Source organism: Roseateles sp. P1_C1_2, from assembly GCF_056406535.1.
The window spans coordinates 41,591-63,374 of sequence record NZ_JBFUAB010000003.1 but is presented as its reverse complement, the minus strand read 5'-3'; the positions used below and the strand labels follow the sequence as shown (position 1 = coordinate 63,374).

Sequence of the window (21,784 nt, the reverse complement as noted above, 5' to 3'; positions counted from 1 at the left end):
CGCTGGTTTGCGCTGTTTGCCAGGCGAGTGCTCATCTTCTGCTTCAGGACCACAGCGATCGGTCATTGACGTCCCGGCGAGCACCGCTGACAGCAGGCATACAGGTCGGGAGAGAATCGCTGTCTGGACTGCCCCTGGTCGGCTGGGCAGCCTGTCCCTCTCTACAGCTGGTGCCGTCAGACCGCTCATGACCGACGCTCAATACACGAACTTGCCGCAGTGGCCCAACGCTTGTCCGGCCAGCGGCGCCAACGCCACGCTGAAATTCCTCAACGAAGACTTCATCGTGACCGAGCTGCCGCTGCAGCTGCCCTCCGGTGAGGGCGAACACATCTGGCTGGACATCGAAAAGAACGGCGCCAACACCGTCTTCGTCGCCCAGCAGCTGGCCGAGGCCGCCGGCGTGCAGGAAAGGGACGTGGGCTATGCCGGCCTCAAGGACCGCTACGCCATCACCCGTCAGTGGTTCAGCATCTACCTGCCCAAGGGAGAGACGCCCGACCTGACCGGGCTTCAGCACCCGGAATTCAAGGTGCTGAGCCAGAGCCGCCACGTGAAAAAGCTGCGCCGCGGTGATCTGCAGGGCAACCGATTCCGCATCGTGCTGCGTGACGTGACCGGCGACCGCGACGCCATCGAGGCCAATCTCAAGGCCGTGGCGTCATATGGCGCGCCCAACTACTTCGGTGCTCAGCGTTTTGGCTTTGAGGGCGGCAACGTCGAACAGGGCCGCGCCATGCTGGCGCGCGAAATCCGCGTTCGCAACCCGAAGAAGAAGGGCATCTACCTGTCGGCGGTGCGCTCCTTCGTCTTCAATGAAGTGCTGGCGCTGCGAATTCAGCAGGGGCTCTGGGGCAAGACCCTGCCCGGTGACGTGATGGACGAGGCGGGCCGGCCCACCGGGCCGCTCTGGGGACGGGGCCGCGTGCTCACCACCGATCAAGCGCAGACCCTCGAAAACGGCGTGGCTGAACGTCACGCCACCTTGTGCGACGGCATGGAACATGCCGGTCTGGAGCAGGAGCGCCGCACCCTGGTGGCGAGCCCGGCGGACATGGCATGGGAATGGCCGCAAGCCCATCAACTGGTGCTCACGTTCTCTTTGCCCGCCGGGAATTACGCCACTTCCGTTCTGAACGAAATCCTCCGCACCACCGAGCCTGACCGGCACACGGAGAACGAGTCTGCGGCTGTCGATTGACGGTGTCCCCACCTGGGGTTGAAGGGGGCAGTCCCTGTTTCTCGCGGACGTCGGTTCAGGCCGTGAAAAGCTGCACCTGGCTCCGCTGCAGTCCATGGACTTGTGGCGTTACATTCCCTGCCAACAGTTCAGGGAGACCAGGGTGCCGCAGCCAAGGACTGAATCGCCGCCACCGCGCAATGCACGGCAAGGTCAGCAGGCGCCGCCTGGCCCATTGAGGTTCTCATTGGAGCGGGCGCTCCTTACCTGGCTGGTCGCGCTGGGCGTGGGCGTGGCGCTGACGCTGGTGGTCATGGGCTTTCGGGCTCTGCCGAGCAGCGTCATCAGCGAGGGCGGCGATTTCGCCCTCGGTACGCTGATCGGCATCCTCGGGGCACTGGTGGCCATCCTCAGCACGCTGCCGCTGGCCTTCTTTGTCAACGCCGGCGACCATATCGAATACCTGATCCTGCCCAACTTTGCCCTGGTGGGCCTGGTGATTGCGGGAATCCGCGGCTGGACACRCGACGCCGGGAAAGAGTCCTGAGGCATAGAAGCGTTCGGGCGGCCGATTGGCCGATTGGCCGTACGCCGCAAATGCGACGCCTTCGTCGTACTGACGTATTTCGAACCCGCCAGGGATCAGCCGGTTTTAGGGGCTGACGTCCGCGGGGTGGGCGCGTAGCGTTGGGTCACCGCACAAGGAGCCCGACATGCGCCATCGCCTCGCCGCCCTGCTGCCCCTCGCCCTGGCTTGCCTGCCTGCCTTCGCCGCCGAACTGAGCCAACAGAATCTCGGTGCCACAGGCGTTCTCGTGTCCAGTTGCGCCGGCCTGGCCACCGGCGCCTTCCCGACCGAGGGCAATCTGTTCGATTGGCGGCCGGGCCTGTCCAGTTGCAACGCTGCCTCGACCACCACACCGGGTCAGCAGCTGGCAACCAGCGCCACCTACGACCAGGCGACGCCTGCCATTCAGGCGGACTCGCATGGCAGTGCCACCTACGGTTCGGTCGGGATGTACGCACATTTCCGCGCCAATGCCAGTGCCGGCTTCGCGGCGGCCGAGAGCACGGTCGGATGGACCGACACCTGGACACTGATGCCGGCCAACTCGGCCCAGATCGGCCAGAACGCCGTGCTGAGCTTCAGCATCCATCTCGACGGCGTGCTCGACGGCCTGCCCATCGGCAACAGCTATACCCGGATCGGCAACCAGGTCTGGCTCAACAACGCGGCGGTTGCGGGGCAGAGTTTTCGCCGCCAGGGGCAAGGCCAGGGCGGCTTTCCCTTCCACCAGGTGATCGACCAGGACGTCAGCTTCAGCGTCACGGTCAAGCTGGGCACGCCTTTCGAGCTGGGCATCTTCTCGCGCGCGTCCGCGGGCACGGCCGGCGCCGGGCCGAACTGGTTCAGCGAGGCCAGCAGCGACTTCGCCAGCACGCTGACCTGGCAAGGCGTCAGCGGCGTCAGCGTGGCCGGCAATGCGATTGCCTACACGCTCAGCAGCCAGAGCGGTATCGACTGGAACACCCCCTATGCACCGGTGCCCGAGCCCTCGGTGGCATTGCTGCTGGGTGGCGGCCTGCTCGCGCTGGCACTGCGTCGGCGCTGCTGACGGCGCGCGACCGGTCGTTGTTCTGCTCGTTGATCGGATCGGTTCAGGCCTCTCGGGCAGGGTTCGGATCAACTGGTCGCCGTCTGGTAGCGGTTCGCGAAAAACGCCCCCATGCGCTCGATGGGCGGGTTGTTGACGGTCAGTCGGTTCGCCACGACGTTGAGACCGCTCATGCCTCGGCTGTTGTCGTCCAAAGTGATGCGCTTGGAATCAAAGATGAGATCCGAGTCTTGCAGCAGCGCGCGAAAGGAGAGCTTGTCCGAAAGCTGCTCGGCGACGTTGGAGAAATCGTAGGTCTCCATGCGTCGTGACAGGTAGTTGTAGTCGACATGCGCCGGCGTCAACTCGGTTGTTTCCAGCGCGGCGACGGCCGTCGAAATGAACGACTTGGCCGCATCAACGAGCTTGTGGTTTGCGTTCAACTTGCTCTCCAGCCACTTGGCATCGTCTTCGTCGAGGCCCGAGACTTCAAACCGGCCGTCGACCAGCTTGAAGTCCCAATGGGCAGCGGCAATTTCGGGTCGACGCCTGGCAAGCATGGCGCCAACCTTGTCCAGCTCCTTCTCGATGACGTTCATGCTGCGCCCAGCGGCATCGTTGTGAGCAATCTGCGTTTCCCTGAAGGCACGCTGGCTTGTCAGCGGCTCAGGAATCTGGACGATCGTCGCGGCACCCAAGGCCGGGTCTTCGTACGTGCCGCCGTTCTCACGGGCTTTCGCCAGGCGGGTCGCGAGGACTTCCTCTGAGTCGATCGTTGGGCGCTGCCCTGTTGTGAGCGCCAGGGGCGCCTGCGAGACTGTTGTGATCACGTCACCCTCCACTTCATCGAGCAATTAGGCGAACGGCCGAACGCTGGCGATGCTTGACCCTGGCTTGTCGGCGCTAAGGCGCGGAACTTGAGCCGAGTACACGACGGTGAGCTCGGCCAAAGGGCTGGAGGGAATCCGCGGCTGGACGTGCGAGGCCGAGGCGGTGCCCTGAGGCGTGCAAGCGTTCGCCACCCATCCGCGCTCCGGGTTTGCCCGACGTCACTTCGGTCAGTACGCCCATCCGGAACGACACTGCGCGATTCCGTACACCCCAACCCTTGCTCCCATGAAGCGTCTGCCCCTTCCCCGCGCCCTCGTCCTCTGCCTCGGCCTCGGCCTGGCCCTGGGCGGCCAGGCTCTGCATGCCGAGCCCCTGCCCGCCGTCTGGGACCTGAGTCCTCTCTTCGCCAGCGACAGCGACTGGGAAGCCGCCCGCAAGGCGGTACAGGCCGACCTGCCCAAGCTGGCGGCCCTGAAGGGCACGCTGGGCAAGAGCGCCAAGAGCCTGCGCGCCGGGCTCGACACCATCAGCGCCGCCAACCTGCGCATGGACCGCTTGCGCGTCTACGCCAGCATGAAGCAGTCCACGGACAACCGCGATTCCAAGAACCAGGAGCGCAGCGGCCTGACGGCGCAACTGGACGGCGAGTACGGCAGCACCATTGCCTGGCTGGAGCCCGAGATCCAGTCGCTGGGCGAGGCCAAGGTCAAGGCCTTCCTGAAGGCCGAGCCGGGGCTGAAGAAGCATGCCGAACACCTGCGCAACAGCCTGCGCCAGGCCAGGCACACGTTGAGCGCCGAAAGCGAAGCCGTCATCGCGGCGCTGGGGCCTGTGCGCAGCGCCACGGGCGAGGTGCGCACGCTGCTGTTCAACGCCAACACCAAGTGGCCCGAGCTGATGGTCGACGGCAAGACCGAGAAGGTGACCGACACCCGATACGGGCTGCTGCGCCAGCACCCGGACCGCGCGGTGCGCAAGCAGGTGTTCGACACCTTCTTCGGTGCCATCGGCCAGTATGAGGACACCTACGGCGTGACGCTGGGCAATGTGGTGCAGGACGACACCACCATGGCCAAGCTGCGCCACCACCCCAGCGCCGTGGCCATGAGCCTGGGCGCTGAGGAAGTCCCCGAAGCCGTCTACCGCACGCTGGTGGCCGAGGTGCACAAGGGCCTGCCCACGCTGCACCGCTACTTCAAGCTGCGCCAGAAGATGCTGGGTCTGCCGGACCTGCACTACTACGACATCTACCCGGCCCTGGTCACGCAGAACAAGCAGTACAGCCTGGATGATGCCGCCGCGCTGACGCTCGCGGCGACAAAGCCGCTTGGCGACGACTACCAGGCCCTGCTGAAGACCGGCTTCAAGGCCAACACCATGCATGCCCTGCCGGCGCCCGGCAAGCGCGGCGGCGCCTACCAGGATGGCGTCTACGGCGCGCCGCCCTTTGTGTTCCTGAACCACCAGGGTGAGTTCGAGTCGGTCAGCACCTTCGCGCACGAGTGGGGCCACGCCATGCACACGGCCATGGCCAACCGCGCTCAGCCCTACGAGACGGCGAACTATTCGCTCTTCATCGCCGAGATCGCGTCCACTGCCAACGAGGTGCTGCTCAGCAACTACATGCGCGGCCAGGCCGCCAGCAAGGAAGAGAAGCTCTACCAACTGGGCTACGCGCTGGAACGTCTGCGTGGCACCTTCTTCCGCCAGGCCATGTTCGGCGAGTTCGAGCTCAACACCCACGACGCCGCTGCCAAGGGCGAGGCGCTCAACGGCAAGCGCATGACGGAGATCTACTGCAAGCTGCTGAAGGACTATCACGGCGACGCCGCCGGCGTGATGAAGATCGACCCGGCGTATTGCCAGGAGTGGGCCTTCATCCCGCACTTCTACCGGCCGTTCTATGTGTACCAGTACGCGACGTCGGTCACTGCGGCCCTGCACTTCGCCGAGGACATCCTGGCGGCCAAGCCGGGCGCCCGCGACAACTACCTGAAGCTGCTTGCCGGCGGCGGCTCGGTGGCGCCTTACCAGGCGCTGAAGAACGCGGGCCTCGACATGGCGACCCCGGCGCCCTACCAGGCCGTGGTCAAGCGCATGGACAGCATCATGGACGAGATGGAGGCGCTGCTGGCGAAACCCTGAGGGGCCAGCACCTCCGCCGGAGCAGCGTCGGCGTCGGGCGCGGCCAGAATCGCGCCATGCAAGTCCGCCAACTCAGACTTCTCGCCCTCACGCGGCGCCACCCTTCCGCCATCCTGCTGGTCGTGCAGCTGGTCGGCCTGCTGCTCTATCCCGTCCTCGAGGCGTCACGCGCCGGTCCGGTGGCGCTGAGTGCCTTCGGCATCACGGTGCTGATCTTCACGACCGGCATGGTGCGCCGCACGCCTGGCCTGACCTGGCTGAGCGTCTGCCTGGCCCTGCCGGCCATTGCCATGCTGGTGCTGCAGGCAGTGTGGGAGCTGCACTGGCTGCAGCCCTGGTCCGCCGCGCTGGAAGCGCTGTTCTATTTCTACGCCGCAGGCAGCCTGGTCGCCTACATGATGAGCGACATGCATGCGACGAGCGACGAGTTGTTCGCGGCCGGTGCCACCTTCACGCTGCTGGCCTGGGGCTTCGCCTACACCTTCGTGGTGCTGCAGGCCGTGCAGCCGGGCAGCTTCTCGGCTGCCGTCAACGCCGAGCAGCCGCGCACCTGGTCGGAGCTGATGTTCCTGAGCTTTGCGCTGCTGTCCAGCACGGGCATCGGCGACGTCATCCCGGTGCGGCCGCTGGCGCGCGCGCTGACCAGCCTGGAGATGTTCGTCGGCGTGGGCTACCTGGCGGCCGTGGTGTCGCGGCTGATCGGGTTGACGCTGCTGCGCCGCTGAGGGCGCCTGGGGCATCCCATGCCGATGGCCCCATGCGCTTTGCGACCGCCGGGGTTGCTCCTCAGTTGCAGCCGTTGGCCGTCAGGAAATCCGTACCGCGCAGGCGTTCGCTGGTGCCGCTCGTGCCGCCGCCGTCCACGTTGGTGAAGTGCAGCGTGACCTTGGCGCCGTTGCTCTGGCGGGTGATCGTCATCGTGAAGGACGATGGGATGAGGGTGGAGCTGCTGGGGTAGCCGACGTCGATGCTGTAGCGCATGGCGCCGGTGGCCAGCACACCGCACTTGGCCATCTTGTTCTCGAGCTGGGCCCAGTTGCCGCGGTTGAAGTTGGCGTCCTGCGGCACGATGTTGGCGCGGCCGCCCCAGCCGCCGAGCTGCGAGCCGATCAGATGGCCGCCGTCGTAGTCGTTGCTGGGGTTCTCGGCGTCGCCCCACTGCCCGATGCTGGTCTGGCAGCTGTCCTGGCGGGCCTCGGCCTTGATGGGCGGCAGGTCGGCGTAGGCCTTGTTGGGGCGGCCGGAGCTGTCGATGTAGTAGTACTCCCCGTTGAAGTTGTGCCACTTGGTGCGGTCGGCGGTGGGGAAGAACTTGGCGCAGTCGGTGATGGCCTGCGGGTGGGCTTGCTGGATCTTGGCCAGCTCGGGCCCGTGCACCTCGTAGCCGATGCCGTAGCGCGCCAGCTCGGCGGTGATCTCGGGCTCGCTGTGGCTGTCGAAGAACTGCCTCAGCCCATCGGCGCCGCCGTGCTCGGCCTCCAGCCGGCCGGCCATGTCGGGCGAGTCGTTGATGTCGCCACCACCGCCGCAGCCGCTCAACAGTTGCAGCGCCAGTGCCAGGGCCAGCGTGGCGCGCAGGGCGGCAGCGGAAGGAATTCGCGTCGTCGTCATGAGAATCTCCGTTGCGCATCCACGCGCGGCGGGATTCTTGGGCCCGGCGCGCCTCGCCGAGCTCCGTACTTTCCTGGGATGGCGTGGTGTGCCCGACGGGTGCTGGCGACAGGTGACAGCCGGCCGCCCAAGGCGCCGCGGCCCAGATGCGGTGCCATGCCCGGGTGCGAGCATCGAGGGCGTCTTTCAGGTAAGGTCGCTGCCGGTTTGAGTCGCCCTTGCCTGAACATCATTGAGGTCTATGACAGACATCATCACTTCGTCAATCACCGTCTGGGATCAAGACATCGCAGCAAGCGAGCAGGAACTTGCAGTCGATGCGCTCGAACGAGGCGGCGTGCTGTTCTTCCCTCAGCTCAGCTTCGCGTTGCAAGACGACGAAAAGCAGCTTCTGTCACCGGCAGTCGCCGGGGATGGCAAGAATGTGAGTCTGGATCCCATCACGGGATCGCTTCGCGGCAGCAGCGCCGTCGACGCCGATCTGCAGCGGCTGAAGAACGTGATGGCGCGCTTTGCCACCTCGAGCAGAAGCTTGGTCCGCAATTTGTTGCCCGGTTACGAAACCGGCTTGCAGCAGGCCCGCACCAGCTATCGGCCCATGGAGATCGCTGGGCGGCAGACCTCATGGCGAAAGGACGATACGCGTCTGCACGTCGACAGCTTCCCGTCCTCGCCCACCCAGGGAAGGCGAGTGCTGCGCGTCTTCACCAATATCAATCCGCAGGGTGGGAGCCGCAATTGGCGCCTCGGGGATTCGTTTGAAAACGTGGCGCGCCACTACCTGCCTTCGCTGCCGGGCCCGGTATGGGGCTCCAGCCGCATGCTGCACCTGCTCGGCATCACGAAAAGCCGACGCTCTGCCTATGACCACTACATGCTGCAACTGCATGACCGGATGAAGGCGGACCTGGCCTACCAGGCGCATGCCGCTCAGCGCACCTACGCCTTTCCGGCCGGGAGCACGTGGATGGTCTTCACCGACGTCGTGTCGCATGCAGCAACCAGCGGGCAATACGCGCTGGAACAGACCTATCACCTGCCGATCAACGCCATGCAGGACCCGACCAGGGCGCCGCTGCGCATTCTCGAGAGTCTGCTTGGACGCGAGCTTGCGAACGCTTGACCCTCGCCATCCAGAGGTAGAGCGACCGCCTGCCGGCAGTTCAGTTCYCAAGCCTTGCCAGTTCTTCCGATATTGCGCGGTAATGGCATCGATCAAGGCCTGTCGGACCATGGCCGACGGTTGGTCGGTCGCACCGACCCAGGCGGTGTGCGTGACCACGACAGATTGAGCTCGGGATCGATCCAGATGCCCTGGCCGAAGATCTGCTGACCGAGCACGTTGACGCACTGCGGACAGCTTCCGCACCGTACGCGAGGCACGCTCGTTCTTTGTGGACGCGCTGCGCGCTGCCCGATCATTTGAAGCCGTCATCGATGCCTTGTGGGCAAGCGTGAGCGACGTGGCGAGGACGTGGGGGGCTGAAGCGCTGGGCTTCGCAACCCGCACCCTGCTGAGGGCGGAACCTCCCCGTCGTGTCAACTTCACAAGAGCAGGATGCCAACGTGCGGTGAACTCAGATCCTCAATTGAGACTAGTAAACAGGTACAGAGGCCTTGCTGCACATATTGCGGAAGCTCAGAATCGACGCCACATTGCTACTTTTTCGAACCCTTCCTGGAACACGAGCCTACTTCCCCGATCGGTAGTAGAGAAGAACCAATAGTGCCAAGCCAAAGCGAAATCAAAGATCTACTAACAATCACTGGCGGCGTCCTCGGAGCAATTGCCTTCGTCTGGCGTGTGTGGGATGCGTTGATTTCCCATGTCAAGCTAGATCTTTCCGTCGCACCCGTCAACGATCTGCCGCTCGATAGTCCAAGAAACGCCACTGTCAGCGTGACAATTGAAAATCAGGCAATAACTCCGAAAAGAATAACGTACGCGGCGCTTTTGATTGGTCCTGCAACTCAACCTCTCCCCGATCTGACCCTGGCCCTTTCCAAAGGTATAACAACCCGGTCCCCAAGCACTGCAAACAATATTCTCTCGTTGCACAAACTTCGTAGCCACACAATACTGTCGCTCCCTGAAAAAGAATCGCATCTGGTCCCGCTGCCGTTTTTCTACATTGACAACGCCCAAGTAGGGAACGAGAAATTGAAGTTCTCCGTCGCTGTAGCTGCGCTTGACTTGCAAGCAGACCGAGACCATCGCATCTTTTTGCTTGTCTATTCGCGAGAGTTGTTTGGCTTAATTAGATACAGGGTTACGTCCGATTTGCTTCCGCGGCATCCGAAATCTACCCCATCGCCCGCTCTGGAGGAAATATGTCTGGATCAACAGAAGGCCTTGTAAGCTGGATATTTTTCGGCATCCTCGGGCTGCTCGCTTCCTCGGTCATCGGTGTATGGCTCGCATGGACGGGCTTTTACGGCGGGAGTTCATGGCGCCTATTTGGCGCAACGGTATTGCTGTGTATTCCAGCCGTACTATGTCTGGTGCTACTGCGAGCATTAGCCAGGGTAGCGCTTGGAAGGTTGTTTCCGCCTTCTCCACCTGAGCCCCGCGAGCCATAAGCAGCAGGCTGGCTTGCTGCGCCTGAAGGCAAATCGCCCTCCCTCTGGCAACTTGGCTTGACCTCGAAGACCGCCAGGCTAGAAAGAATCGTGTGACAGCCGGCTAAGCCTCGCTCAGTTCTTCCGATATTGCGCCGTGATGGCGTCGATCAGAGCCTGTCGGGTCATGGCCGACTGGGGGTCGGTGGCACCGGGCCAGGCGCTGTGCGTGACCACGACGAGATGGAGCTCGGGATCGATCCAGATGCCCTGGCCGAAGATGCCCGAAGCCCGGTAAGCCCTGCCGCGCGTCGTCCACCACTGGAGCCCGTAGCCGCCGCGGCCCTGCAGGCCCTCGGTGGCTTCGTGCGTCGTGGTGGTGGCCTGCTCCACCCAGCCGTCCGGCACCACCTGTTGCCCATTGGCCAGGCGGGCCCCGCGCATGAAAAACAGCGCGAAGCGGCCATAGTCGCGCAGCGTGGCCGACAGACAGCAGCCTGCGATCTCTGCGCCGGACCTGTCGAGCATCCAGTAGGCGTCGCCTTCCATGCCCAGCGGCTGCCACAGCTTCTCGGACAGGTAGTCGGACAGGGTCCTGTCCGTCGCCGCTCGCACCAGCGAACCGACCAGGTTGGTCTCGCCCGTCTTGTAGACCCACTTGCTGCCCGGCGCGGCTTCGCGCGGCAGCCGGGCCATATAGGTCACGACGGGATCTGAGCCTTTGACGCTGGGCTCGTTGGCGAAGCGGGCGACGTCGGAGTTGGGGTCGCCATAGTCTTCGTTCCAGCGGACGCCGGACGTCATGTTGAGGATCTGCCGGACGGTGACGCCCTCGTAGGCTGAGCCCTTGAGGCCGGCCAGGTAGGTGGTGATGGGGTCGTCGAGACTCTTGATCCGCCCGTCCCGGATGGCGGCGCCGACGAGCGTCGATGAGAAGGACTTGGCGACGGAGAAGCTGGTCCAGCGCATCTGCGGGGTCTGGCCCAGGCCGTAACGCTCCAGCACCACCTCGCCGTCCTTCAGCACCAGCAGGCCTGCGGCACGGTTGCGCGTCATGTAGTCGTCGACGGTCCAGGTCTGGCCCGCGACCTTGAACGTCACGTCCAGCGGCTTTTCCGCCACCGGCAACGGCGCCACTGTCGTGCCGCGCTTGACGAGCCGGGTGGGGAACTGGTCCTCCATGTGGGGGTAGCCGGCCTTCTGCTGCTCGAAAGTCCAGAACAACACGCTGCTGCCGGCAGGTGCAGGGGCCGTGGCGGCGGCCGCTGGCGCAGCGCTGGTGTCCGCAGACTGCGCTGGCTGGAAGAGCGATGCCAGCAGCGCGGCGATGGCGGCTGCCCGCGCCCACGGCAGCATGGGCCTGTCCTCCAAGGCTGAAAGGCGCTGCGTGGTGGTGGTGGAGTTCTTCATGGCGTGGACCTCGGATGGGCCGGCGCGGCGCAGACAAGGGCGCGGGCGAGCACGGGGGCATCGTCGCAAATGGGCGTGGCGTTTCATAGCTGGCGCCCACCCGGGTTCTCCAGCGCGCCATCCGGGTCCTGTCTGCGTATGCTGCCGCGACCCGTCACCGCGCCGCCTGGCCAGCCAGCAGTCCTGATACTGAAGCGGGCAGCGGACGAGAACCAGAAGGCCTCTCATGTCCATGCGCTTGCCTCTGCTGCTTCTGAGTCTCGTCTGTCTGCTGTCGGCCTGCGGCGGTGGCGGCGGGGCCAGCGAACCGACGCCGACGCCGACGCCGCCGGTGGTGATCACGCCCGACTATGTCTACGTGGGCATGGTGGAGCGCAACAAGTCCATCACGTCCAAGATCACCGGCATCACCTACCCCTTTCACGTCTACCTGCCGCAGAACTACGCAGCGTCAGGCAATAGCTACGCCGTGATGTACGCGACCGACGGGCAGTGGAGTTTCAACTCGTTCTCGCAGATGCTGGACAAGCGCCGCAAGCCGATGATCCTGGTGAGCATCGAGCAGGGCCCCGGTGACCGGCGGGCCATCGACTACACCGTCAACGGTGCGCCGGCCTATGCCCGCTTCCTGAAGGAGGAGCTGACGCCGCTGATCGAGGCCAGCTACCGCACGACGGCGGTCCGCAGCTTCACGGGCACGTCCTATGGCGGGCTGCTGGGTTCCCTGATGCTGAGCAATGAAGCCGTGGCGACGCCCTTCTTCAGGAACTATCTGCTGTTCGATGGCTCCTTCTGGGCGCTGACGGCCCAGAACATCMAGGACGAGCAAGCCCGCTTCACGGCCAGCAACCGCCTGCCCGTGCACCTGATCCTGACGAGCGCCAACGCGCCCGGCAACGTGAACGATGTGGTCGCCTATGAGGCGCGCTACAAGGGCCGGGGCTATGTGGACCTGCAGATCCAGCGCAAGGACTTCAACATCGCGCACAACGATGTGGGTGATCCGTCCTTCGACTGGGCCATCGACCAGATCGAGTAGCGCGGCCAGTCAGCACCAGGAACTGGCCCGGTGCTCAGTCGCGGAAGGTTGGCGTGCCCTTGCCGGCCATCATGGCCGTGGTCAGGTCCTCGCTCATCAACATCGCCGCGTTCCATGTCGCGATGTAGTTGAGGCCATCGGCCACCGAGTGGTCACGCGCGTAGTTCAGCTGCTCCTTGGTGCCACGGATGGACAGCGGTGACTTGGAGGCGATCGCCGCGGCGATCTCGCGCACGCCGGCTTGCAATGCCTCGCGGCTGTCGAACACGCGGTTGACGAGGCCGATCTCGCGCGCCTCGGCCGCTTCAACGCGCCGGCCCGTGTAGGCCAGTTCGCGCACCAGGCCTTGCGAGCCGACGATCTTGGGCAGGCGCTGCAGCGTGCCGACGTCGGCCACCATGCCGATGTCGATCTCCTTGATGGAGAAGTAGGCGTCGGTGCTGCAATAGCGCATGTCGGCGGCGCAGACCAGGTCGATGCCGCCGCCCACGCAGGCGCCATGGATGGCCGCCAGCACAGGCTTGCGGCAGCGCTCCAGGCTGGTAAGGGTGTCCTGCATGTCCAGGATGACGCGGCGCAGGCTCTCGCGCATGCGGCCGTCGCAGGGGTCCTGGATCTGTGGGGCGATGCCCATCATCATCTGCAGGTCGATGCCGGCGGTGAAATGCCTGCCTTCGCCTTCCAGCACCGCCACGCGGGCTTCGGGCTGGGCGTCGACCCAATCGAAAGCGCGGCGGATGTCCTGCCACATGGCCGCGTTCATCGCATTGGCCTTGTCGGGGCGGTTCAGGCGGACGGTGGCGATGTGGTCTTGCAGGGAGATGGTGAGGGTTTCGAGTTGAGGGGCAGTCATATGCGGTCTCGTGAGGTCAGGCAATCGGTTCGGTTTGCTGGCGCAGCCAGTCGGCCAGCTCGGCTTCGCTGATCTGGCTGGCGGCAACGCCGAGCATGGTGATGACGCAGTCGGCATCGGTGGCCAGCAGCTCCAGTCCGTTGAGCCAGAGGAACAGCTCCATCGCCACATAGGCCGTGCGCTTGTTGCCGTCGATGAAGGGGTGGTTCTTGGCCAGGCCCACGGCGTAGGCGGCCGCCAGCTCGAATACGTCGGGCTGTTCGTAGGCCGCCAGGTTCTGCGGCCGCATCACGGCGGATTCGAACAGGCCCTCGTCACGCACCCCTGTGGCGCCGCCGTGCTCGGCCAGTTGCTCGTGGTGGATGGCCCTGAGCACGTCGGCGTTCAGCCAACGCCAGGCGCTTGCGGTCACTTGGCCAGTTCCCTCAGCACGGCACGCCGCTTCTTCATGATGCTGCGCGCCGCGTCCATCTGCTGCTCGAACTCGGGGCTGTAGGGAGAGATCAGCACGCCGTTGACGGCGTCGGAGAGGTAGAGCACGTCACCCTTCTCCACTTTCAAGCGCGCCAACACTTCCTTGGGCAAGATCACGCCGAGCGAATTGCCGATTTGAGTTACCTTGAGCGCACTCATTGCGACCCCTTTGGTTATAACGTTTGTAATACTATCCGACGCCTCTGCCCTTTTACAAGCCCATGATCCACGCCTCCAAACGCATTGCCGGCGGTGCCGGCCTGGCCGCTGTGCTCGTCAAGCGCGCCGCCACCCTCGAACTCGACTGGGACACACGCAGCAAGAGCCGCTTCTCGGCCACCGACTCCACCGGCCGCGAGATCGGCGTCGTGCTGCCCCGTGGCACCAGCCTGCGTGGCGGTGACGTGCTGGTCGCGGAGGACGGCACGCTGGTGCGCGTCATCGCCGCCCCCCAGCCCGTACTGCAGGTGCGCCATTGCGCCGAGCATGGCTCGCCCTTCGATCTGCTGCGCGCCGCCTACCACCTGGGCAACCGCCATGTGCCGCTGGAGCTGCAGCCCGAGCTGTTGCAGTTCGAGCCTGACGCCGTGCTGGCCGACATGCTGCGCCGCCAGCACCTGATCGTCACCGAGGCCCAGGCGGCCTTCGAGCCCGAGGGTGGGGCTTACGGCGAAGGCGCCGGTCATGGTCATCATCACCATGGGCATGACCACGATGCACATGGTCACGACCATGGCCATGCGCATGAGCACGCAGCTGCGCCCGCGCCGGCTCGCAAGCCGCTGGCCATCCCCGTCAAGGCGCATGACGACGGCCACGTGCACGGCCCCGGCTGCGGGCATGACCACGGCCATGACCACAAGCACTGATCCTGCGCTGCTGCATCTGCTCTGGCTGGCCAGCCCCGCGCTGCCGGTCGGCGGCTTCAGCTATTCCGAAGGCCTGGAGGCGGTGGTCGATGCCGGCGTCGGGCATGACGAGGCCAGCGTCGGTGACTGGCTGCTGAACCAGCTCGAACTCGTGCAGGCCCGTGCCGAGCTGCCCGTCGCGGCCGCGGCCCATGCGGCCACGCTGGCGCTCGACGGCGCGCGGCTGGCCGAACTCAATGCCTGGGTGCTGCAGACCCGCGAGACCAGCGAGAGCCTGCAACAGGCCAGCCAGATGGGCCGCAGCCTGCTGGCCTGGATGCAAGGGCTGATGCCGGACGCACCCGTCCTGCCGCTGCTGCGTACGCTGAAACCGGCGCCCAGCTGGCCCGTCGTCATGGGCGCCGCTGCCGCGTCGCGGGGTGCCGCGCTGGAGCCGGCCCTGCAGGCCATCGCCTTCGGCTGGGCCGAGAACCTGATGCAGGCTGCCGTACGCTGCGTGCCCTTGGGCCAGACCTCGGGCCAGCGGCTGCTGGCACGTCTCGTGCAAGCCATTCCGCAGGCCGTGGCGACAGCCATGGCCGCGCCCGAGCCCATGGCCTTTGCGCCCCTGCTCGGCGTCTTTGGCGCCCGCCACGAAACCCAGTACTCACGACTGTTCCGCTCATGACTTCAGCTCCCTTGCACGCCATCCCCAATCGCACCAAGAAGCTGCCGCCGCTGAGAGTCGGCGTCGGCGGCCCGGTGGGCTCGGGCAAGACCACCCTTGTCGAGATGCTGTGCAAGACCATGCGCGAGCGCTGGGACCTCGTCGTCGTCACCAACGACATCTACACCAAGGAAGACCAGCGCTTGCTGACCGTGGCCGGCGCGCTGGCGCCCGAACGCATCATGGGCGTGGAGACAGGCGGCTGCCCGCACACCGCCATCCGTGAGGACTGCTCCATCAACCTCGAGGCCGTGGACCGCATGCTGGAGAAGTTCCCCGAGGCCGACATCGTGTTTGTCGAAAGCGGTGGCGACAACCTCGCGGCCACCTTCAGCCCCGAGCTCTCCGACCTGACCATCTACGTCATCGACGTGGCCGCCGGCGAGAAGATCCCGCGCAAGGGCGGCCCGGGCATCACCAAGAGCGATCTCTTCGTCATCAACAAGACCGACCTCGCGCCGCATGTGGGCGCCGACCTGGACGTCATGCGCAGCGACACCGCGCGCATGCGGCCGGTGAAGCCCTGGGTCATGACCAACCTCAAGACCCGGGACGGCCTGGCCGACGTCGTCGCCTTCATCGAGACCAAGGGCCTGCTTGTCGGCTGATCCCATCCGCTGGCCCGCGCGGCTGACGCTGAGCGCGGCGCGCGATGGCGGTGGTGCCACCCGCGTGCATGCGCGCCACGACGGCCCGCTGCGCCTGCTGAAGACGCTCTACCCCGAGGGCAGCGCCATCGCACATGCGGTGCTCGTGCACCCGCCCGGTGGTCTCGTCGGCGGTGATCGCCTCGACATCCACATCGACGTGCAGGCCGGTGCCCATCTGCTCGTGACGACACCGGCCGCGACGCGCTTCTACCGCTCCAACGCGGGCGAGGCTGCCCAGGTCGTGCAGGCCGCGGTGGGCGAGGGCGGGCGGCTGGAGTGGCTGCCGCAGGAGACTTTGGCCTACCCCGGCTGCCTCGCCCGCAACGAGGTGAAGTTGAGCCTGGCGCCTGGCGCGAGCCTGTTCGCGACCGAGGTGCTGGGCCTGGGCTTGCCCGCCGCGTCGCAACCCTTTGAGCATGGCCGGTTGCTGCAGCACCTGGAGATCGCCGGCCAATGGCTGGACCGCGGCTGGCTCGATGCGACGGACAAGGCCCTGCTCGACGGCCCCTGCGGCTTGGCCGGCCATCGCGTGCTGGGCACGCTGGTCTATGCGCAGACCGGCGCGCTGGGGGATGTGGACGCGCTGCTGACCCACAGCCGCGCCCTGCTGGACGGGGTGGCGCGCAGCGGCGTCACCCATCTGGCCGGCCCGCGCGGCGGCGTCCTGCTGACCCGCGTCGTCGGTGACGAAGTCGAGACCGTGACGGTGGCGCTGCGGCGGGTGCGGGCCCTGTGGCGCGAGCAGCTGTGGGCGCTGTCGGCCAGTGATCCACGCATCTGGGCCACCTGAATCAGGCTCAGCGCGTCACAGCGCCCGCCATGTCGGGATGCAGTGACGCGCCAGCGCCGTAACCCAATCGGGCCCGCCCGGCACGAAGGCGATGCCGAAGGCGGGGCTAACGAGGAAGCCGGCGCGCTCGAAGGCGTCGGCGTCCTGGGCGAGCACAAAGCCGGCGAGGGCGCTGAAGGGGATGGCCACGGTGTCCAGCTGCAGCACCGGCGCGCGCTTGGTGATCTCTTCCAGCCGGCCGTTGTGCTGGAAGCGCAGCACGCTGTGGCCGTAGTCGTAGGCGTTCAACTCGGCCGCGTTGCGCGACTGCTGCGCTGGCGGCCCGAGGCGGGCGAGCAGCGCTTCGACGCTGAGGCTGAAGGGGATGTCGTCGAAGGCGACAAAGGGCTCCAGCCGCAGTGTCGTCATAGTGAGCGCCGGCGCATGTCGGCAAAGGCTGCTGCTATCAATGCGGCCAGGGCCGCTGCGTCGACGGGCGCGCCGGGCTTCAGCTTGACGTGGCGCATGGCCTTGCCGGTGCCTTGCAACAGGCCGGCGGGGTCGGGCAGTTCGGCACCCTTGAAGAAGCCGACATTGACGTGGGACGTGAAGGCATTGACATAGCCGAAGGCCGCGTCGCCGGCGCAGGCGGTGGGGTGGCCGTCGTGCAGCAGCTCGCGCACGTCAGCGCCGCAGCCGCGCATGACGTCGAACCACTTGCGGGCGATGTCGCCCAGCTCACCGGCGTGTGCGTCCATCCAGGCCGCGACGCCGGCATCGTGGTGGACGGCGGCTGGGAAACGGAACAGTTTCTCCATGACCGCCGATCATCACCTAGTCGCCCGAGCTGCCCGGAATCTGCTGGCGCAGCTTGACCTTGCTGGCCGACTTGCGGCGCATCTTGATGTTCATCATTTCGACACCCAGCGAGAAGGCCATCGCGAAGTAGATATAGCCCTTGGGCACATGGTGGCCGAAGCCTTCGGCGACGAGCACGACGCCGACGACGACGAGGAAGCTCAGGGCCAGCATCTTGATGGTGGGGTGGTTGGACACGAAGCGGCCGATGGGGCCGGCGAACAGCATCATCAGGCCGACCGACGCGATGACGGCGCCGATCATGATGCGCACGTCGTCGACCATGCCGACGGCCGTGATGATGGAGTCCAGCGAGAACACCAGGTCGATGATCATGATCTGCAGGATGACGGCGCCGAAGGCCGCCTTGGCCTTGCCGCCGCCATGGGCCTCTTCCTCGCCTTCGAGGGAGCCGTGGATCTCGCCGGTGCTCTTCCAGATCAGGAACAGGCCGCCGCCGATCAGGATGAGGTCACGCCCCGAGATGCCCCGCTCCAGGAAGGGCACGTTGAACAGCGGCTCCACCATGCCGACGATCCAGGCCAGCACCATCAGCAGGCCGATGCGCATGAACATCGCCGCGAACAGGCCCAGGCGGCGCGCCACTTCCTGGCGTTCCTTGGGCAGCTTGTCCACCAGGATGCTGATGAAGATGATGTTGTCGATGCCCAGCACCAACTCCAGCGCGGTCAGCGTGGCGAGGGCGATCCAGGTCTGCGGGTCGGAAAGCAGTTCGAGCATGGCAGGCGTCCGTGGTCAGCCGGCGATTGTCTCCACCGCCCGACGGATCACGGACAGCTTCAGGTTGAACGAAGCTTCGGTTTTTCTGCGGGTTTCGGAGCGCGATCAAGTTATTTCAGCACCGGCGCCTGTCCCGGGGGTGACTGTCGCGTCCGCGCATGTGCACCGATGGCGGTTGCGCCGGAATTGGCCTACAACGAGGCCATGACAACTGCCGCCGCCGTCAGTGCCGAGCACCCGCTGCAGGGCGCCGAGGTCGAGGCCGCTTTAGGTAATTCCCGCCTGGTGGCTCTCTGCGAGACGAGCAACCCTGACGAAGCCCATGCCGTGCTCAGCGGTCTTTACGGCCCGCATGCGCTGCGCGTTGGCAACGAAAACAACCTGGCTCTGCGGCTGCGCGGCGCCGAGTTCGCGCGCCTGCATCTCGGCGAAGTTCGCTACGGCACCTCCACGCGCATGGCCATGCCCCATTCGCACGGTCACTGGGTGTTCTCCTATCTGCGCCAGGGCGAGGTGTGGCGCGGCGGCCAGCGCGACCTGTACGGCGCGGGCGACGCCGGCGTCATCGCGCCCGACGAGGTGCAGGGCCTGGAGATGTCGGGCGACATGGAGCTGCTGAACCTGCGCGTGGCCGACGCCGACATGGGCAGTGCCTGCCGCGCGCTGCTGGGCTCGGACATGGCCCATGCGCTGCGCTTCGAGGACCGCGCCCAGGCCGGCGGCGCCCCTGTAGCGGCGCTGCTGCGCGTGCTGGGGCATCTGGCCGCCACGCCGGCCTACCCGCACGCGGCCACCGCGCGACTGGAGGACGGCCTGCGCGACGCGGCCCTGTTCGAGCTGCTGCTGGCCTGGCCCAACAACTACACCCGCGGCCTGGACGCGCCGGCCGCGCTGCCAGCCTCCACGCGGCGCGCCCGCGACTACATCCACGCCCATGCGGCCGAGGTGCCCTCGGTGGCCGACATCGCCCGGGCCGCCGGCGTCGGCGTGCGCGCCCTGGCCAGCGGTTTCGAGCGCCACTTCGGCCTGTCGCCGCAGCGCTATCTGCAGCAGTACCGGCTGGACCGCGTGCGCGAGGAGCTGCGCTCGGCGGCCCCCGGCGTCACGGTGACCTCGGTCGCCGCGCAATGGGGCTTCTGGCAACTCGGCAGCTTTGCCGCACGCTACCGCGAGCGCTTTGGCGAGTCTCCGAGCCAGACGCTCAAAAGCTGAGAAGTTCCGCTGAGGTTCCGATTCGGCACGTCCGGCTGCCGATTCGCCATAGCCTGCTGAAGCCGGGCTCGCGACCATGCTCCCACGCCGCCACCCAGACGCGGCGACCGGAGACAGAGCATGAGACTCAGCCCCATCGCGCTGGCCGTGGCGTCCACCTTGGCCTCCGCCCAGACCCCACCCGAGACCACCCAGATCGAACGCGTCGTCATTACCGCCGAGCGCCGTGTGACGGTGCTGGACACGACGCCCGCGGCCATCACCGCCTTGAACGGCGCCCGCCTCGCCGAGCGCGGCGACACCGGGCTGGCCGACCTCGTCATGTTCAGCCCCAACACCTCGTTCACCAATGGGCAAGGTGCCAGCCAGATCTTTGTGCGCGGCATCGGCAATGTCTTCATCCTGGCGGGCGGCGACCCCGGCGTGGCCCTCTACCAGGACGGTGCCTATGTGTCCGACCAGACCAGTTCCAACACGGCCCTGTTCGACACCCAGCGCGTCGAGATCCTGCGCGGGCCGCAGGGCGCCCTCTATGGCCGCAATGCCACCGGCGGCGCCGTCAACGTCATCTCGGCGCTGCCGACCTCCAGCTTCCAGGCGCGCCTGGGCCTGCTGCTGGGCAGCGACAGGCGGCGCGAGAGCGAGGGCTTCGTCTCCGGGCCGCTGACACAAGGCTTGGAGGGCCGGCTGTCCTACCAGGTCAAGGAAGCCGACGGCTACACCCGCAACCCGCTGGCCGAGGGGCCGCGGCGCCTGGACGACCAGTCCAGCCGTGCTTTCCGCGCTCAGCTGCAATCGGGCCTGGGCGGCAGCGGCACGCTGCGCTTCGTGGCCGGCCACTACCGCGAGCGCGATGCCGGCATGAGCGTGCCGGTGCTGCCCGACCCCGTGTCCATCCCGGTGCTGCTCTACGGCGTCACGCAGAGCAGCGACCCGCGCCTCGTCAAGAGCCAGGGCTCGAGCAACCGCGTCGAGGTCAACACGGCACAGGCCTTGCTGGAGCTGCCCCTCGGAGGCAACACGCTGAGCGCCAGCCTGAACTGGCGCCGCAGCAAGGTGGACCGGCTGTGGGACAGCGACACCACCGAGGCGGCGGTCACGACCTCGGGCTTCGCAACCGGCAGCACCGACAAGAGCCTGGACATTCACCTCGCCTCCGACGAAGCCAGTCCCCTGCAATGGCTGGTTGGCGTGACGGCCCTGCAGTTCGACCAGCGCCAGGACGTCAGCATCCTGACCCAGGTGCCGCTGGGCTTCATCGTGCCGGGCGCGCCCATGACTGTGCCCCTGCCCGGTGGCGTCGGCTTCCTGCTCGGTGGCACCGTGCACACGCGCTCGAGCGCCGCCTATGCCGACCTGCGCTACACCCTGAACCCGCAGTGGTCGCTGCTGGCCGGCCTACGCGTCAACCACGACAGCAAGCGCGTCGACGAGTACCAGAACATCGCCGCCTTCGGCCTGGCCGGCACCGGCCACCCGGGCGACGGCTGGACGAGCACGCCGGGCAGCGTCGGCGTCGAGTACAAGCCCGCCACTGGCACGCTGGCCTATGTGCGCTGGGCCCATGGCTTCAAGTCGGGCGCGGTCAACCTCGGCGCGCTGCAGCCCGATCTCGTCAAGCCCGAGAAGGTCAGCAGCATCGAGCTGGGCTTCAAGACCGAGTTCCTGGATCGCCGCGGCGTGTTCAGCGCGGCCGTCTTCAGCAGCCGCTACAAGGACATGCAGGTGTCCCAGGTCGGCCAAGCCACGACGCTGCTCGCCAATGCGTCGGCCGCGCGCATCGATGGCGCCGAGATCGAGGCCGCGGTCAAGCCCGTCGCGCCGCTGACGCTGTCCATCGGCCTCGGCCTGATGGATCCCAAGTACACGGACTTCACCAACGTCGACCTGCGCAATGCGCCGACAACGCCGGTCAATGTGCGCGGCCGCCAATTGGCCCAGGCGTCCAAGCAGCAACTCACCCTCGGCGCCGAATGGGCCGGTAGCGTCGGCGAACTGCGCACGACGCTGCGCGCCGACTACAGCTGGCGCGGCCGCTTCTATTTCACGGAGTTCAACACGCCGGATGCCATGCAGGGCGCCTATGGCCTGCTCAACCTGAGCGCCACGCTGCGCCCGGCGGCCGGCCCCTGGAAGCTGTGGGCCAACGTCCGCAACGCCAGCGACAAGACGGCCTTCACCAGCATGAGCATCGCCTCGCCGCTGCTCGGCGCGGCGCGCCAGGTCACCTACACGTCGCCGCGGCAGTTCGCCCTCGGCGCCAGTTACGACTTCTGAGGAGA

Annotated in this window: 23 protein-coding genes; 14 read left to right on the top strand and 9 right to left on the bottom strand. The window is 66.4% G+C overall.

What is annotated here, in order from left to right; genetic code table 11:
* The first annotated feature begins 211 nt into the window (after positions 1 to 211).
* The 3 genes from truD to AC1D2H_RS03495 all read left to right on the top strand — a co-directional run bounded on the left by truD (position 212) and on the right by AC1D2H_RS03495 (position 2,796).
* Complete coding sequence (gene truD, locus AC1D2H_RS03505) at positions 212 to 1,201, top strand: tRNA pseudouridine(13) synthase TruD (protein ID WP_478009893.1); 990 nt, start codon at positions 212 to 214, stop codon at positions 1,199 to 1,201.
* A 226-nt stretch (positions 1,202 to 1,427) separates the two neighbouring features.
* Entirely contained in the window at positions 1,428 to 1,727 is a 300-nt protein-coding gene (locus tag AC1D2H_RS03500) for a hypothetical protein (RefSeq protein WP_478009892.1), read from the top strand.
* 166 nt (positions 1,728 to 1,893) lie between these two features.
* Positions 1,894 to 2,796, top strand: a complete 903-nt coding sequence (locus AC1D2H_RS03495) for a PEP-CTERM sorting domain-containing protein (protein WP_478009891.1) — start codon at positions 1,894 to 1,896, stop codon at positions 2,794 to 2,796.
* A 68-nt stretch (positions 2,797 to 2,864) separates the two neighbouring features.
* On the opposite strand, the gene AC1D2H_RS03490 is transcribed toward AC1D2H_RS03495, so the two are convergent.
* Positions 2,865 to 3,605: a hypothetical protein gene (locus AC1D2H_RS03490; RefSeq protein WP_477932927.1), complete on the bottom strand. Its 741-nt coding sequence runs from the start codon at positions 3,603 to 3,605 to the stop codon at positions 2,865 to 2,867.
* A gap of 286 nt (positions 3,606 to 3,891) precedes the next feature.
* Between AC1D2H_RS03490 and pepF the strand changes: the two genes are divergently transcribed.
* Both pepF and AC1D2H_RS03480 read left to right on the top strand, forming a co-directional pair.
* The gene (pepF, locus tag AC1D2H_RS03485) at positions 3,892 to 5,751 is read left to right on the top strand and encodes an oligoendopeptidase F (RefSeq protein ID WP_478009890.1); all 1,860 of its coding nucleotides are present in this window, start codon (positions 3,892 to 3,894) and stop codon (positions 5,749 to 5,751) included.
* A gap of 56 nt (positions 5,752 to 5,807) precedes the next feature.
* Positions 5,808 to 6,476 (top strand): ion channel, encoded by a 669-nt coding sequence (locus AC1D2H_RS03480; RefSeq protein ID WP_477932923.1) that lies wholly within the window; start codon positions 5,808 to 5,810, stop codon positions 6,474 to 6,476.
* Between the two features lie 61 nt (positions 6,477 to 6,537).
* Here the strand turns inward: AC1D2H_RS03480 and AC1D2H_RS03475 are convergent, their stop codons facing one another.
* Positions 6,538 to 7,362: a DNA/RNA non-specific endonuclease gene (locus AC1D2H_RS03475; RefSeq protein ID WP_477932921.1), complete on the bottom strand. Its 825-nt coding sequence runs from the start codon at positions 7,360 to 7,362 to the stop codon at positions 6,538 to 6,540.
* Positions 7,363 to 7,603: 241 nt separating this feature from the next.
* Here AC1D2H_RS03475 and AC1D2H_RS03470 point away from each other — a divergent pair, with 241 nt between their 5' ends.
* Together AC1D2H_RS03470 and AC1D2H_RS03465 are read left to right on the top strand one after the other, a co-directional pair.
* Positions 7,604 to 8,485, top strand: a complete 882-nt coding sequence (locus tag AC1D2H_RS03470; RefSeq protein ID WP_478009889.1) for a Kdo hydroxylase family protein — start codon at positions 7,604 to 7,606, stop codon at positions 8,483 to 8,485.
* Between the two features lie 603 nt (positions 8,486 to 9,088).
* The gene (locus AC1D2H_RS03465; protein WP_478009888.1) at positions 9,089 to 9,721 is read left to right on the top strand and encodes a hypothetical protein; all 633 of its coding nucleotides are present in this window, start codon (positions 9,089 to 9,091) and stop codon (positions 9,719 to 9,721) included.
* A 335-nt stretch (positions 9,722 to 10,056) separates the two neighbouring features.
* On the opposite strand, the gene AC1D2H_RS03460 is transcribed toward AC1D2H_RS03465, so the two are convergent.
* On the bottom strand, positions 10,057 to 11,331 hold the full coding sequence (locus AC1D2H_RS03460; protein ID WP_478009887.1) for a serine hydrolase domain-containing protein: 1,275 nt from the start codon (positions 11,329 to 11,331) through the stop codon (positions 10,057 to 10,059).
* Positions 11,332 to 11,557: 226 nt separating this feature from the next.
* On the opposite strand from AC1D2H_RS03460, the gene AC1D2H_RS03455 reads away from it, so the two are divergent.
* Positions 11,558 to 12,370 (top strand): alpha/beta hydrolase, encoded by an 813-nt coding sequence (locus tag AC1D2H_RS03455; RefSeq protein WP_478009886.1) that lies wholly within the window; start codon positions 11,558 to 11,560, stop codon positions 12,368 to 12,370.
* A gap of 34 nt (positions 12,371 to 12,404) precedes the next feature.
* Here the strand turns inward: AC1D2H_RS03455 and AC1D2H_RS03450 are convergent, their stop codons facing one another.
* From AC1D2H_RS03450 to AC1D2H_RS03440, 3 genes are read right to left on the bottom strand one after another with little or no spacing between them, the layout of a single operon-like run.
* Positions 12,405 to 13,223, bottom strand: coding sequence for a crotonase/enoyl-CoA hydratase family protein (locus AC1D2H_RS03450; RefSeq protein WP_478009885.1), 819 nt, complete (start codon positions 13,221 to 13,223; stop codon positions 12,405 to 12,407).
* 16 nt (positions 13,224 to 13,239) lie between these two features.
* A complete protein-coding gene (locus AC1D2H_RS03445; protein ID WP_478009884.1) occupies positions 13,240 to 13,635 on the bottom strand; it encodes a type II toxin-antitoxin system death-on-curing family toxin in 396 nt (131 codons plus the stop codon).
* Positions 13,632 to 13,856, bottom strand: coding sequence for an AbrB/MazE/SpoVT family DNA-binding domain-containing protein (locus AC1D2H_RS03440; protein WP_057300201.1), 225 nt, complete (start codon positions 13,854 to 13,856; stop codon positions 13,632 to 13,634). Before AC1D2H_RS03440 ends, AC1D2H_RS03445 begins: the two co-directional genes overlap by 4 nt.
* A 62-nt stretch (positions 13,857 to 13,918) precedes the next feature.
* Here AC1D2H_RS03440 and ureE point away from each other — a divergent pair, with 62 nt between their 5' ends.
* Genes ureE through AC1D2H_RS03420 form a run of 4 tightly spaced genes read left to right on the top strand, consistent with a single transcriptional unit; the run spans position 13,919 to position 16,712 of the window.
* Positions 13,919 to 14,566, top strand: coding sequence for an urease accessory protein UreE (gene ureE, locus AC1D2H_RS03435; protein ID WP_478009883.1), 648 nt, complete (start codon positions 13,919 to 13,921; stop codon positions 14,564 to 14,566).
* Positions 14,550 to 15,233: an urease accessory protein UreF gene (locus tag AC1D2H_RS03430; protein WP_478009882.1), complete on the top strand. Its 684-nt coding sequence runs from the start codon at positions 14,550 to 14,552 to the stop codon at positions 15,231 to 15,233. Before ureE ends, AC1D2H_RS03430 begins: the two co-directional genes overlap by 17 nt.
* Positions 15,230 to 15,880 (top strand): urease accessory protein UreG, encoded by a 651-nt coding sequence (gene ureG / locus AC1D2H_RS03425; RefSeq protein WP_478009881.1) that lies wholly within the window; start codon positions 15,230 to 15,232, stop codon positions 15,878 to 15,880. Before AC1D2H_RS03430 ends, ureG begins: the two co-directional genes overlap by 4 nt.
* Positions 15,870 to 16,712, top strand: a complete 843-nt coding sequence (locus tag AC1D2H_RS03420; RefSeq protein ID WP_478009880.1) for an urease accessory protein UreD — start codon at positions 15,870 to 15,872, stop codon at positions 16,710 to 16,712. The genes ureG and AC1D2H_RS03420 overlap by 11 nt, the downstream gene beginning before the upstream one ends.
* 15 nt (positions 16,713 to 16,727) lie before the next feature.
* On the opposite strand, the gene AC1D2H_RS03415 is transcribed toward AC1D2H_RS03420, so the two are convergent.
* The 3 genes from AC1D2H_RS03415 to AC1D2H_RS03405 are packed head-to-tail and all read right to left on the bottom strand — an operon-like array spanning position 16,728 to position 18,290.
* Positions 16,728 to 17,120 carry a hypothetical protein gene (locus AC1D2H_RS03415; protein WP_478009879.1) on the bottom strand — a complete coding sequence of 131 codons (393 nt, stop codon included), beginning with the start codon at positions 17,118 to 17,120 and terminating at the stop codon, positions 16,728 to 16,730.
* On the bottom strand, positions 17,117 to 17,509 hold the full coding sequence (locus tag AC1D2H_RS03410; RefSeq protein ID WP_478009878.1) for a DUF1801 domain-containing protein: 393 nt from the start codon (positions 17,507 to 17,509) through the stop codon (positions 17,117 to 17,119). Before AC1D2H_RS03410 ends, AC1D2H_RS03415 begins: the two co-directional genes overlap by 4 nt.
* A 16-nt stretch (positions 17,510 to 17,525) precedes the next feature.
* Complete coding sequence (locus AC1D2H_RS03405; protein ID WP_478009877.1) at positions 17,526 to 18,290, bottom strand: TerC family protein; 765 nt, start codon at positions 18,288 to 18,290, stop codon at positions 17,526 to 17,528.
* A 204-nt stretch (positions 18,291 to 18,494) separates the two neighbouring features.
* Between AC1D2H_RS03405 and AC1D2H_RS03400 the strand changes: the two genes are divergently transcribed.
* Together AC1D2H_RS03400 and AC1D2H_RS03395 are read left to right on the top strand one after the other, a co-directional pair.
* Positions 18,495 to 19,502: a helix-turn-helix transcriptional regulator gene (locus tag AC1D2H_RS03400; RefSeq protein WP_478009876.1), complete on the top strand. Its 1,008-nt coding sequence runs from the start codon at positions 18,495 to 18,497 to the stop codon at positions 19,500 to 19,502.
* Positions 19,503 to 19,622: 120 nt separating this feature from the next.
* Complete coding sequence (locus tag AC1D2H_RS03395; RefSeq protein ID WP_478009875.1) at positions 19,623 to 21,779, top strand: TonB-dependent receptor; 2,157 nt, start codon at positions 19,623 to 19,625, stop codon at positions 21,777 to 21,779.
* Positions 21,780 to 21,784 lie beyond the last annotated feature (5 nt).

Bases quoted from the DNA above. Each gene is read 5' to 3' on its own strand.
- ureE (WP_478009883.1), top strand. From the start codon at position 13,919: ATGATCCACGCCTCCAAACGCATTGCCGGCGGTGCCGGCCTGGCCGCT.
- AC1D2H_RS03430 (WP_478009882.1), top strand. From the start codon at position 14,550: ATGACCACAAGCACTGATCCTGCGCTGCTGCATCTGCTCTGGCTGGCC.
- pepF (WP_478009890.1), top strand. From the start codon at position 3,892: ATGAAGCGTCTGCCCCTTCCCCGCGCCCTCGTCCTCTGCCTCGGCCTC.
- AC1D2H_RS03460 (WP_478009887.1), bottom strand. From the start codon at position 11,331: ATGAAGAACTCCACCACCACCACGCAGCGCCTTTCAGCCTTGGAGGAC.
- AC1D2H_RS03495 (WP_478009891.1), top strand. From the start codon at position 1,894: ATGCGCCATCGCCTCGCCGCCCTGCTGCCCCTCGCCCTGGCTTGCCTG.
- AC1D2H_RS03475 (WP_477932921.1), bottom strand. From the start codon at position 7,362: ATGACGACGACGCGAATTCCTTCCGCTGCCGCCCTGCGCGCCACGCTG.
- AC1D2H_RS03405 (WP_478009877.1), bottom strand. From the start codon at position 18,290: ATGCTCGAACTGCTTTCCGACCCGCAGACCTGGATCGCCCTCGCCACG.
- AC1D2H_RS03395 (WP_478009875.1), top strand. From the start codon at position 19,623: ATGAGACTCAGCCCCATCGCGCTGGCCGTGGCGTCCACCTTGGCCTCC.
- AC1D2H_RS03480 (WP_477932923.1), top strand. From the start codon at position 5,808: ATGCAAGTCCGCCAACTCAGACTTCTCGCCCTCACGCGGCGCCACCCT.
- ureG (WP_478009881.1), top strand. From the start codon at position 15,230: ATGACTTCAGCTCCCTTGCACGCCATCCCCAATCGCACCAAGAAGCTG.
- AC1D2H_RS03400 (WP_478009876.1), top strand. From the start codon at position 18,495: ATGACAACTGCCGCCGCCGTCAGTGCCGAGCACCCGCTGCAGGGCGCC.
- AC1D2H_RS03450 (WP_478009885.1), bottom strand. From the start codon at position 13,223: ATGACTGCCCCTCAACTCGAAACCCTCACCATCTCCCTGCAAGACCAC.
- AC1D2H_RS03470 (WP_478009889.1), top strand. From the start codon at position 7,604: ATGACAGACATCATCACTTCGTCAATCACCGTCTGGGATCAAGACATC.
- AC1D2H_RS03410 (WP_478009878.1), bottom strand. From the start codon at position 17,509: ATGGAGAAACTGTTCCGTTTCCCAGCCGCCGTCCACCACGATGCCGGC.
- AC1D2H_RS03440 (WP_057300201.1), bottom strand. From the start codon at position 13,856: ATGAGTGCGCTCAAGGTAACTCAAATCGGCAATTCGCTCGGCGTGATC.
- AC1D2H_RS03415 (WP_478009879.1), bottom strand. From the start codon at position 17,120: ATGACGACACTGCGGCTGGAGCCCTTTGTCGCCTTCGACGACATCCCC.